Genomic DNA, 12,343 nt, shown 5'->3' on the forward strand with positions numbered 1-12,343 from the left:
ACGTTCATGAGCAGACGGTCCCGCTCTGAGGCACCTTCCCCGCCAGCAGGTAACCGTTCACCGCACCCTGCACGCACTCGTTCCCGCTGTCGTACGCGCCGTGCCCCTGCCCCTTGTACGTGAGCTCGACCCCGACTCCCTCACCCAGCGCCTCCACCATCCTCCGCGCGCCCTCGTACGGTGTGGCCGGGTCGCCGGTGTTGCCGATCACGAGGATGGGCGCGGCACCCGGCGCGCTCACGTCGGGGTGGGCGGCGGCGCCCGGAACGGGCCAGTCGGTGCAGCTGAGCATCCCCCAGGCCAGATAGTCGCCGAAGAGCGGAGAGGCGGCCCGGAACTCGGGCAGTCGGTCCTCCACGTCCTCGGCGGTGTAGCGGGGCTTGTCGTCCGCACAGTTGATGGAGACGTTCGCCGCGGCGATGTTGCTGTACTCGCCGTCCTCGTTCCGCCCGTTCATCGCGTCGGACAGCACCATCAGCATCCTGCCGTCACCGTCGTACGCCTCTTCCAGGCCCGCCGTCAGGTACTCCCAGAAGTCCTGGGAGTACAGGGCCTGCGCGATGCCGTTGGTCGCGGCGGTCTGCGTCAGCTCACGCGGGAAGATCCCGGGGATCGGCTTGCTGTCGAGGTCCTTCAGCAGCCGCGCGATCCGGCCCTTGACGTCCTGCGCGGTGTCGCCGACCGGGCAGGGGTCCTCCTGCGAGACGCAGTCCCGTGCGTAGTTGTCCAGCGCGAGCTGGAAGCCCTTGGCCTGCCCGAGCGAGCCCTGCTCCGGTGTCTGTGTCGGGTCGACGACCGCGTCGAACACGGCCCGCCCGACTTTCTCGGGGAACAAGTGGGCGTAGACGCCGCCGAGTTCGGTGCCGTAGGAGATGCCGAAGTAGTGGAGCTTGTCGTCGCCGAGGACCTGGCGCATGAGGTCCATGTCGCGAGCGGCGTTCGTGGTGCGGACATGCGGGAGGGTCGTGCCGGAGTTCTTCTCACAGGCGGAGTTGAACGCTTTCGTGTTGTCGAGGAGCTGCTGCCGCTCGGCCGCGTCGTCCGGGGTCGCGTCCTGCTGGAAGTACTCGTCGAGGTCCTCGTCGTCCTCGCACTCGATGCCCGCGCTGCGGCCGACCCCGCGCGGGTCGAAGCTCACCAGGTCGTAGCGGGTGCGCAGTCGCGCGTAGCCCTCGCCGAAGGCGGGCAGCGTGGCGACCCCCGAGCCGCCGGGGCCGCCGAAGTTGAAGACGAGCGAGCCGATGCGCTCGCTCTTGTCGCCGCCGGCCTCGGCCCGGATCAGCGCGATGCCGATCGTGTCGCCGTCGGGTTCGTCCCAGTCGAGCGGCACCTTCATGGTGGCGCACTGCCATACGTCGCCGTTCGGCAGCGGTGAGGGAGCCTCGCCGCCGCCCTGGGACGCGGAGGGCGCCGGGCAGTCCTTCCAGCTGAGCTTCTGGGCTGTCAGGTCCACGTCGTCCTCGGCATCGTCACCGCAGCCCGCCACCAGGGAGGACAGCAGGACGGCGGCGGTGGTCAGGGCGGCGGCACGCAGCCGGGGCGGGTTGGGCATGATCCCATCCTGGGGTGGCCCCGGGCGCTCGGCTCGGGGCGCGGGCCGTGCGGGTGAGCACCGTTTCCGGCGGTCACGCGCGCGTGCGCCGTCTGTCACGTACGGCCGCGTGCGCGTGCCTAGAGCGCGCCCTTGCGCGTCAGGTGGTTGAAGGCCAGCCAGCCCGGCAGCACGGGCAGCCACAGGGTGAGCAGCCGGTACAGGAGCACCGCGGGCGCGGCGACCTCACTGGGGAGGCCGACGGCGATCAGACCGACGGTCAGGGTGGCCTCGACCGCGCCCACGCCACCCGGGGTCGGTGCGGCGGAGCCGAGCGCGTTGCCGGCGAGGAAGACGACCGCGACGCTGGCGATGCTCAGCGTGGGCGTGCTCTCCGTGCCGAACGCCCGGATCGACGCGTCCAGGCACATCACGAAGGAGGCCGTGAGCAGCAGCATGCCGCCGATGCCCGTGAGCAGCTTCTGCGGGCGCTGCAGCACGTCGAGCATGCGCGGCACGACACCGGCGAAAAGCGACCGCACGCGCGTGACGATGAACTTGCGCAGGAACGGCACCGAGGTCACCACGAGCACGAGTACCGCGACCGTCAGCAGACCCGCGATGACCGTGCGCGACGGCGACAGGGACGGCGTCTTCTCGATGCCGGTCAGGTAGCCGAAGGCCAGCAGCATCACGATGTGAGCGCCCAGCCCGAACAGCTGCGACGCGCCGACGCTCGCCACCGCGAGCCCCGGCCGCACCCCCGCGCGCTGCAGGAAGCGCGTGTTGAGGGCGACCCCGCCCACCGCGGCGGGCGCCACGATCTTCACGAACGACCCGGCGACCTGTGCCGCCACGGTCCGCGGGAACGGCACCCGCTCGGGGACGAAGCCCAGCAGGGCCATCGCCGCCGCGAAGTAGCTCAGGGCGGAGAAGAGCACGGCCGCGGCGACCCAGCCCCACTCGGCGTTCGCGATGAGCGGCCCGAACTCGATGTGGGCGAGCTGCGTCAGCAGGAAGTACGCGCCGATGGCTCCGGCGATGAAACTGATCAGCGTGCGCGGTCGCACCCGCTCCAGGCGGGCCGGTTCGACCGGCGCCTGCGGCCTGATCAGCAGCACCTGGTGGCGGATCTGGGTGAGCAGGTCCTCCTCGCGCGCCTCCTCCAGGGCCTCGTCGATCGCCCGCTTCTCGGCCCGCTGCTCGGCGCGCACGGTCTTCTTGTCGGCCCTGCCCGCCTTCTCCGGCACGGCCGGCGCGGTCTCGTCGTGATCCTCCGCGTGCGCCTGCCGGGCCTGCTGGGACGCCTCCAGGACCGCCTCGCGCTCGCGCTGCGCCCGCTCCCGGGCCAGCTTCCGCAGCGTCGCGCGGTGCGAGCGCGTCAGGGCGATGGGCTGCAGCATCGGCAGACAGTCGGCGACCGCGTCCGGGCCGAGCACGGCCACCGCCGATGCCACCGCCCGCTCCGCGCCCACGCGCAGGCCGAGCGTCGTCAGCAGCTGGGCGATGTCGATGCGGAGCAGCAGGTCGCCGGCCGCGATCTCCCCGTTGCGCAGATCGGTCAGGGCGACCGTGCCGGAACGATCCACCAGAACCGCGTCACCCGCGAGCCTGCGGTGCGCGATGCGCCGCGACTGCAGGGCTTTGACCTGGTCCCAGGTGTCGTGCAGCAGGTCGTCGGTGATCTCCTCGTCCGCCAGAGTGTCCAGCATGCGGCCGCCGGTGTGCTCGTAGATGAGCATCACGGCGTCCGGGCCGAGCTCCGAGGTCGCGATCAGCTTGGGCGCGTTGGCCCCGGCCGCGATGGCCGCGTATGCGAGGAGAGCCTCCTGCTCCAGGGCCTGGCGCAGCGACTGCAGGCTGCGGCGCGTGGTGATACTGCGCAGGGTCAGCCGCCGCCAGGCCCTGTAGAAGAAGCCCTGCGCCTGCTGTTCCCGGTCGACCACCGTGACGTCCAGAGGCGGGCCGTCCTCCAGCGCCACGAAGTACCGGCGGCCCCGGTCGCCGCTCTCCGGGGCGTCCGGCACCTCCTCGCGGGACGCGCTCACCGCCCGGAACCCGACGCGCCGCAGACCCGCCATCAGCGTCCGCCCCGTGGGACGCACGTTCGGCGAGCCGACCGCGTACAGCGTCCCGTAGGCGACGGTCCAGCCGATCAGCACGGTCAGGATGATCGAGAACGGCGTCGTGTAGCCGGTGACGAGCATGGAGAACGCGTCGAGCAGCAGTACGATCCACAGCACCGCGCGCCAGCGCGGCCGACGTGACATGCCGACGGCCGTCATGTACGCGATCACCGGCGCCAGATAGCCGTGCACCGGATCGGTGAGCGCGGTGATGTCACCGGGCGAGGGCTGGGTGAGCGCCTCCTGGATCGACTTCGGGGCCGCCCTGGCGACCCACAGGTCGGTCGCGAGCGTCACCCCGTGCGCGAGGACCGCCGCGAGCACGCCGTCGGCGATGCGCAGCCCGTCCCGCTTGATCAGCCGTTCGATCGCGAAGGCGACCGGTACCAGGAGGATCGCGATGCTCGACCCCAGGCCCGCGATCTTGGTCAGCAGATCGGGTGCCTGACCGGTGCCCTTGTTGATGTCCTGTTCGAGCCCGGACGTGGTGCCGTGCGCGAAGGCGGCGATCGCCAGCAGGACGACGACCCCGAGCACGCCCACCAGGAAGCGCATCAGGTCGGAGGGACGGTGCACGCGCGCGGGGAGCAGCGGTTCGTCGCCCTCGACCTCGTCGGCGTGGGCCTCGTCCGGATCGTCCGTGCCCCGCCCGGCCTGCGGCTTGTCGTTTTCGTGCGCCTTGGGGGAGGAAGTCGGGTCGTCCGTGTTCTTCCTGTCGTCCTGGTCGTCGTCGGAGGTGTCCGGGCGCGACGAAGCGTCAGAGGTGCCCGCCGCGTCCTCGGGGCGCACGCTCTGCTGCTTCATCGTCTCTTCTTGATCACGTATCACCAGTCACCGCCCGCACGATGGTGGCATGCCCGGCCGACACACGGGGGCATCAGGGTGCAATACGGGGGCGCACAGTCTGCCCGAAGCGGCGCGTGGGGGCGAGGGATCCGCGGGCGCCACCACGTCCCATTGTCGGTGGGCTCGGGCAGGATGGGGCGGATGAGCGAGGAGAGCCTTCCGGCGGACGCCCTGCCGGAGTACGCGGAGCGGGTCCTTGAGGTCGCGGAACGGATCCCGCCCGGGCGCGTCATGACCTACGGCGACATCGCCGAGTGGCTGGAGGAGGGAGGACCGCGCCAGGTGGGCCGGGTGATGGCCCTCTACGGAGGAGCCGTGCCCTGGTGGCGGGTGATACGCGCGGACGGCGTACTGCTCCCGGGCCACGAACTGCGGGCCCTGGACCACTACCGCGCCGAGGGCACACCCCTCAAGGAGGCGAGCCGTGCCGCCGAGGGCCACCTTCCGCGCGTCGACATGAAGCGGGCGCGATGGGACGGCGACGAACGCGCGGAAGGTCACACCTGACAGCATCCGGCATCGACCGGGCGAAGGGGCGGCCTGTGGTCCGTACGGGGCAAGGTGGGCACGTCCGAGGCATGGCGTACGTTCGTGAGGCGAGGGACGCACGTGTCGTGCGCGCCGGGAGGGAACAGCAGGAAGCCCTGCTTCCGTACGACCCGTCGGCGTAGCGTCGGCTGCGCGCGCCCCCATCACCCCGCGGCCACCGCCCTCCGCATCGCACACCCACCAGGACCGGCGAACCACGTGAGTTCCTCTTTCTCCACCAGACGCCCGCAGCACCCCCCGGTGCGGCAGGGGAGCCGTGGCGTTTACCGACTGGTGCGTACCCCGCCGGCCAGGGTGGATCCCCCTCGTCTGGACGCAGGTCAGCGTTCCGTGGTTGACCACGGGACCGGTCCGCTGCTTGTTCTCGCAGGTCCGGGCACCGGAAAGACGACCACGCTCGTCGAGTCCGTCGCGGCCCGCGTCGCGCGCGGGGCGGCCCCCGAGCGGGTCCTCGTGCTGACGTTCAGCCGCAAGGCCGCGGTGGAGCTGCGCGACCGCATGGCGCTGCGCATGGGGGCCGCCCGAGCCCCCCGGGCGACCACGTTCCACTCGTTCTGCTACGCCCTGGTCCGCGCCCACCAGGACAGCGATCTGTTCGTCGAACCCCTGCGACTGCTGTCCGGCCCCGAACAGGACGTGACCGTCCGCGAACTGCTCGCCGGCCAGCCCGACCTGGAGCGGCTCGGCCTCGCGCATGTCCGCTGGCCGGACGAGCTGCGCGCCTGCCTGACCACACGCGGCTTCGCCGACGAGGTCCGCGCGGTGCTGGCCCGCAGCCGCGAACTGGGCCTCGGTCCGGGTGCCCTGGACGCCTTCGCCCGGCGCATCGGCCGCCCCGACTGGCGCGCGGCCGCCACCTTCCTCGCCGAGTACCTCGACGTCCTCGACCTCCAAGGAGTCCTCGACTACGCCGAACTGGTCCACCGCGCGGTCCTCCTCGCCGGGCGGCCCGGCGTCGCCGAGCAGCTCGCCGCCCAGTTCGACGCGGTTTACGTGGACGAGTACCAGGACACCGATCCGGCACAGGTGCGGCTGCTGAGGGCCCTCGCGGGCGGCGGCCGCACGCTGGTCGCCTTCGGCGACCCCGACCAGTCGATCTACACGTTCCGGGGCGCCGACGTGAACGGCATCCTGGACTTCCCCGTCGCCTTCCCGCGCGCGGACGGCCGTCCGGCCCCCGTGGAGGTCCTCACGACGTCCCGCCGCTCCGGCGCCGCCCTGCTCGCCGCCACCCGCCTCGTGACCCAGCGCATGCCGCTGACCCGCCTTCCGGTCGAGAAGGTACGCGCGCACCGCGAGCTGAAGCCGGTACGGGACGGAGGGCGTGTCGAGGTCTACACGTACCCGACGCCGGGCACCGAACTCGACAACATCGCGGACATCCTGCGCCGGGCCCACCTGGAGGACGGCGTTCCGTGGCGCGACATGGCTGTCCTGGTACGGGCGGGCTCCCGAACGATCCCGTCCGTCCGACGCGCTCTCACCGCGGCGGGCGTCCCCCTGGAGATCGACGGCGACGACCTCCCGCTGCGCCACGAACCGGCGGTGCAGCCGCTGCTCACGGCGCTGCGGGCGGTGGCCCGGGCGGAGCTGGAGGCGGCCCCCGGGACGCAGCCGCCCGACGAGGCGACCCTTGAGGAGACTTACGGAGAGACCCCCGAGGCGGTGTCAGGGGAGATCCCCGAGGAGGCGCCCGCGGACGAGCCCGAACCCCGGGCTCCCTGGCTCGACACCGAGACCGCGCTCACCCTCCTCACCTCCCCCCTCGCCGGCATGGACACCGCCGACCTGCGGCGCCTGGGCCGCGCCCTGCGCGAGGAGGAGCGGGCCGCCGGCAACCCCGTACCGCCGCCTTCGGACGAGCTGATGGCGCGGGCCCTGGCCGAGCCCGAGAGGCTGGTCGCGCACGACCCCACGTACGCGCGGGGCGCCCAGCGGCTGGGCGACCTGCTCAGGAGGGCCCGCAAGCGCCTCGCGGGCGGCGGCACAGCCGAGGAGGCCCTCTGGGAGCTGTGGGACGGCACACCGTGGCCGCGGCGCCTTGAGGGGGCCGCCCGGCGCGGCGGCGCGGCCGGCCGCAACGCGGACCGCGACCTCGACGCCGTGTGCGCCCTGTTCGCGACCGCGGCCCGCGCGGAGGAGCGCACCGGCGGGCGCGGCACCCTGAACTTCCTGGAGGAGATCGAAGCCGAGGACATCGCCGCCGACACGCTCACCGGACGGGCCGTGCGCGCCGATGCCGTACGCCTGATGACCGCGCACCGCTCCAAGGGGCTGGAATGGCGTCTCGTCGTCGTCGCGGGCGTCCAGGAAGGCCTGTGGCCGGACCTGCGCCGCCGCGGCTCCCTCCTGGAGGCCGACCGCATCGGACGCGACGGCCTCGCCGAACCGCTCACTCCGGGAGCGCTGTTGGCGGAGGAGCGGCGCCTGTTCTACGTGGCCGCCACGCGCGCGCGTGAACGCCTCGTCGTCACCGCCGTGAAGGCCCCCGCCGACGACGGTGACCAGCCCTCCCGCTTCCTCACCGAACTCGGCGTGGAACCCAAGGACGTCACCGGCCGCCCCCGCCGCCCCCTGTCCGTCGCCGCGCTCGTCGCCGAACTGCGCGCCACGACCGTCGACCCGCGCGTGTCGGACGCCCTCAGAGAAGCCGCGGCCCGCCGGCTGGCCCGGCTCGCCGCGCTCGGCGACGAGGACGGCCGCCCCCTGGTGCCCTCGGCGCACCCGTACCGCTGGTGGGGCATGTTCGAGCCCACGGAGAGCAAGGTCCCCCTGCGGAACCGCGACCAGCCCGTCGTGCTCTCCGGCAGCGCCCTCGACCAACTCGCCAACACCTGTGCCCTGCAGTGGTTCCTGGGCCGCGAGGTGCGTGCCGACGAGCCCGCGACCGCCGCCCAGGGCTTCGGCAACGTCATCCACGTCCTCGCCGACGAGGTCGCCTCCGGCCGCACCCCCGCCGACCTCGACGTCCTCATGGAACGCCTCGACTCCGTGTGGAACGCGCTCGCCTTCGACGCGCCCTGGAAGTCGGAGCAGGAGAAGCAGCACGCACGCGTGGCGCTCGAACGGTTCCTGCAGTGGCACGTCATGGACCGCACCGGGCGCACTCCCGTGGCCAGCGAGCACGACTTCGACGTGACCCTCGAAGCGGGCGACTACGAGGTCCGCATCCGCGGCTCCATGGACCGCGTCGAGACCGATGCCGAGGGCCGCGCCTACGTCGTCGACTTCAAGACCGGCAAGCAGGCACCGAGCGCCGCCGACGTGTCCCGCCACCCGCAGCTCGCCGTCTACCAGCTCGCCGTCCACGAGGGAGCCGTCGACGAGCCCTTCGGAGGGGTACGCCCGGAGCCGGGCGGCGCCGAACTCGTCCAGCTGCGCCAGGGCGCCGCGAAGAAGAACGGCGGCGAGAGCCTCCCCAAGGTGCAGGCCCAGGAGCCCCTGGAGGGCGAGTGGGTCGGCGACCTCCTCGCCACGGCAGCGGGCAAGGTCCTCGACGAACGCTTCTCGCCGACCACCGGACAGCACTGTGCGCACTGCGCGTTCCAGGCGTCGTGCAGCGCGCGGCCGGAGGGACGCCACGTCGTCGAGTGACGCCCGGCCACCTGTGACGCGACGCGAGTGATGTACGGCACCACACGTGCTGACCTGTACTTCTTCCGGCCCGGCCGCCGATATGGCCTCGACTGTCAGTGGCCACCGCTAGCCTCTCTGAGGTGCCCGCTCGTATCACCGATCCCGATCAGCTCAAGGAGCTCCTCGGCATCCCGTTCACCCCGGAGCAGACGGCCTGCATCGTCGCACCGCCCGCCCCACAGGTGATCGTGGCCGGGGCCGGGTCGGGCAAGACCACGGTGATGGCCGCGCGCGTGGTGTGGCTGGTCGGCACCGGGCAGGTCGCCCCCGAGCAGGTGCTGGGCCTGACGTTCACCAACAAGGCGGCGGGCGAACTCGCCGAGCGCGTACGGAAGGCGCTCATCAAGGCGGGGGTCACCGACCCGGACGTGATCGACCCCGACAACCCGCCGGGCGAGCCCGTCATCTCCACGTACCACGCCTTCGCGGGCCGTCTGCTCACCGACCACGGCCTGCGCATCGGACTCGAACCCACCTCCCGGCTGCTCGCCGACGCCACCCGCTACCAGCTCGCCGCACGTGTGCTCCGTGAGGCCCCCGGCCCGTACCCGGCGCTGACCCGCTCCTTCCCCGATCTCGTCAGCGACCTCCTCGCCCTCGACTCCGAACTCGCCGAACACCTCGTACGCCCCGAGGAACTGCGCGCGTACGACGCCGAGCTGCTGCGTTCCCTGGAGGGGGCCAAGCTCACCAACGCCGACCTCCGCAAGGCCCCCGAGGCGGCCGCCGCCCGGCGTGAACTCGCCGGACTGGTGGGGCGCTACCGGACGGCCAAGCGGGAACGCGACCTCCTCGACTTCGGTGATCAGATCGCCCTCTCCGCGACCCTCGCCCAGCTCCCCGAGGTGGGCCGAATCCTGCGGGACGAGTTCCGGGTGGTGCTGCTCGACGAGTACCAGGACACCTCGGTGGCCCAACGCGTACTCCTGGCAGGCCTGTTCGGCGGGGGAACCGGACACCCGGTGACCGCGGTCGGCGACCCCTGCCAGGCGATCTACGGCTGGCGCGGCGCGTCCGTCGCCAACCTCGACGACTTCCCGGAGCACTTCGCGCACGCCGACGGCCACCCCGCGACCCGCCAGTCGCTCAGCGAGAACCGCCGCAGCGGCGGCCGCCTCCTCGACCTCGCCAACGGCCTCGCGGAGCCGCTGCGCGCCCTGCACGCGGGCGTGGAGGCCCTCCGCCCGGCCCCCGGCGCCGAACGCGACGGCACGGTCCGCTGCGCCCTGCTGCGCACCCACGCCGAGGAGCTCGACTGGATCGGCGACTCCATCGCCCACCTCGTGCGCACCGGCAAGGAACCCGGCGAGATCGCGGTCCTGTGCCGTACGGCGACCGACTTCGCCCAGATCCAGGGCGCGCTCGTCGCCCGCGACATCCCGGTGGAGGTCGTGGGCCTCTCCGGGCTGCTGCACCTCCCCGAGGTCGCCGACCTCGTCGCCGTCTGCGAGGTCCTCCAGGACCCCGGGGCCAACGCCTCCCTCGTCCGCCTGCTCACCGGCCCCCGCTGGCGCATCGGCCCGCGCGACCTCGCCCTCCTGGGGCGGCGCGCCCGGCTTCTCGTGTCCCACGCGCGCGTGTGGGCCGACGACGACCCGGACCGGCGGCTCGCCGCGGCCGTCGAGGGGGTCGATCCGGCCGAGGTGATATCGCTCGCGGACGCGCTCGACGCATTCCTGGAGATGCCGTTCGAGACCGAGCAGGAGGACGACGGGCTGCCCTTCTCGCCGGACGCGCGCGTACGGTTCGCACGGCTCGCCACCGAGCTGCGCGACCTGCGACGCTCGCTCGCCGACCCGCTCATGGACGTGCTCCACCGGGTGCTCGCCGTCACCGGTCTGGAGGTGGAGCTCTCCGCGTCCCCGCACGCGCTGGCCGCCCGCCGCCGCGAGACCCTGTCCAACTTCCTCGACATCGCCGCGTCCTTCGCCGCCAACGACGGCGAGGCCAGCCTCCTCGCCTTCCTCGGCTTCCTGCGCACGGCGGCCCAGTACGAAAAGGGCCTCGACAACGCCCTCCCCGGCGGTGAGAACACCGTCAAGGTGCTCACCGCCCACAAGTCCAAGGGCCTGGAGTGGGACGTCGTGGCGGTGCCCGGCCTGGTCACCGGGACCTTCCCGAGCGCCCAGGGCCGGGAGAAGTGGACCGCTCAGGCCAAGGTCCTGCCCCACGAGCTGCGCGGCGACGCCGACACACTGCCCGGCATCGAGGCGTGGGACTCCCGCGGCATGAAGGCCTTCCACGAGGCCATGAAGGACCACCAGCACACCGAGGAACTCCGCCTCGGCTACGTCACCTTCACCCGCCCCCGCTCCCTGCTCCTCGGCTCCGGCCACTGGTGGGGCCCCTCCCAGAAGCGCCCGCGCGGGCCCTCCGACTTCCTGCTGGCCCTGCACGAGCACTGCGCCGCCGGGTACGGCGAGATCGAGGCATGGGCCGACGCACCCGAGGAGGACGAGGAGAACCCCGCCCTTCAAGAGGCGGCCGCCGACCACACCTGGCCGCTCCCACTGGACGACGCCGCCCTGGCCCGCCGCCGCACGGCCGCGGAGACCGTACTCGCCCACCTGGAGCGCCTCGCCTCGCACGAGGACACCCACCCCGGGGTCACACACGACCCGGACTGCTACGACGACCCGGAGTGGCCCCCTCCGCCGGACGACGAGGACGAGCTCTACGGGGACCCCGAATTCCCCGGCGAAGCCCCCTACGAGGAGGGCGACCTCCCCGAGAACCTCCCTGAAGAGCACGCCCCCGACTGGGACCCCTGGACCACGGACCGGCCCGCCCGCCCCGCGCAGACACCACCCCACGCGCGCGTGCCGCACCCGGAACAGAACCAGCGCAACACCGGACAGGACCAGCACACCCCAACCATCCCGCACGCCCGCCGGCACCCCGACGAGACCGCTCTCACCCCCGAGGAGGCCCGCACCATCACCTCCTGGGACCGCGACCTGGACGCCCTCACCGGAGAGCTCCTGCGCGCCCGCGCGAGTGTCACCGACGTACCGCTGCCGACGTCGCTGACCGCGTCACAGCTGCTGAGCCTGGCAGCCGACCCGGACGGCTTCGCACAGGAGCTCGCGCGCCCGATGCCGCGCCCCCCGCAGCCCGCCGCACGCCGCGGCACCCGTTTCCACGCCTGGGTCGAGGCACGCTTCGAAGAGCTGCGGCTGCCCCTGCTGGAGCCCGAGGAACTGCCCGGCAGCCAGGCCGAGATCGCCGACGAACGAGACCTGGAAGCTCTCAAGGAGGCCTTCGAACGCACCCCGTACGCGCACCGGACGCCATACCGCGTCGAGGCCCCCTTCCAGCTCTCCATCGCCGGACGGGTCGTGCGCGGCCGTATCGACGCCGTCTACAAGGAGGACGACGGCGACTTTGCCACGTACGAGATCGTCGACTGGAAGACCAGCCGCACCCGCACCGCCGACCCCCTCCAGCTCGCCCTCTACCGGCTCGCCTGGGCCGAGCAGCAGGGCGTGCCGCCGGAGTCCGTCACGGCCTCCTTCCTGTACGTCCGCACCGGCGACGTCGTAACCCCCGAGGAGCTGCCGGACCGGGCCGCACTGGAGCGGCTGCTCCTGGAGGAGCCGTCCGCCGGCGAGGAGCGGGAACCGCCGGACGAGCATGTCGGTGCGGGCCGATAGGC

General features: G+C 72.8%; 5 protein-coding genes. 3 read left to right on the forward strand and 2 right to left on the reverse strand.

What is annotated here, in order from left to right:
- Positions 1–4 precede the first annotated feature (4 nt).
- Both ACWD3C_RS13740 and ACWD3C_RS13745 read right to left on the reverse strand, forming a co-directional pair.
- A complete protein-coding gene (locus tag ACWD3C_RS13740; protein ID WP_451143390.1) occupies positions 5–1,552 on the reverse strand; it encodes an alpha/beta hydrolase in 1,548 nt (515 codons plus the stop codon).
- A 119-nt stretch (positions 1,553–1,671) separates the two neighbouring features.
- Positions 1,672–4,461 (reverse strand): lysylphosphatidylglycerol synthase domain-containing protein, encoded by a 2,790-nt coding sequence (locus ACWD3C_RS13745; RefSeq protein WP_451143392.1) that lies wholly within the window; start codon positions 4,459–4,461, stop codon positions 1,672–1,674.
- Positions 4,462–4,644: 183 nt separating this feature from the next.
- Here ACWD3C_RS13745 and ACWD3C_RS13750 point away from each other — a divergent pair, with 183 nt between their 5' ends.
- From ACWD3C_RS13750 to ACWD3C_RS13760, 3 genes are all read left to right on the forward strand, one after another.
- A complete protein-coding gene (locus ACWD3C_RS13750; RefSeq protein WP_451143394.1) occupies positions 4,645–5,010 on the forward strand; it encodes an MGMT family protein in 366 nt (121 codons plus the stop codon).
- Positions 5,011–5,250: 240 nt separating this feature from the next.
- Entirely contained in the window at positions 5,251–8,646 is a 3,396-nt protein-coding gene (locus tag ACWD3C_RS13755; protein WP_451143396.1) for an ATP-dependent helicase, read from the forward strand.
- A 122-nt stretch (positions 8,647–8,768) separates the two neighbouring features.
- Positions 8,769–12,341, forward strand: coding sequence for a UvrD-helicase domain-containing protein (locus ACWD3C_RS13760; protein WP_451143398.1), 3,573 nt, complete (start codon positions 8,769–8,771; stop codon positions 12,339–12,341).
- Positions 12,342–12,343: the final 2 nt, after the last annotated feature.

This window comes from Streptomyces sp. NPDC002845, assembly GCF_053591955.1.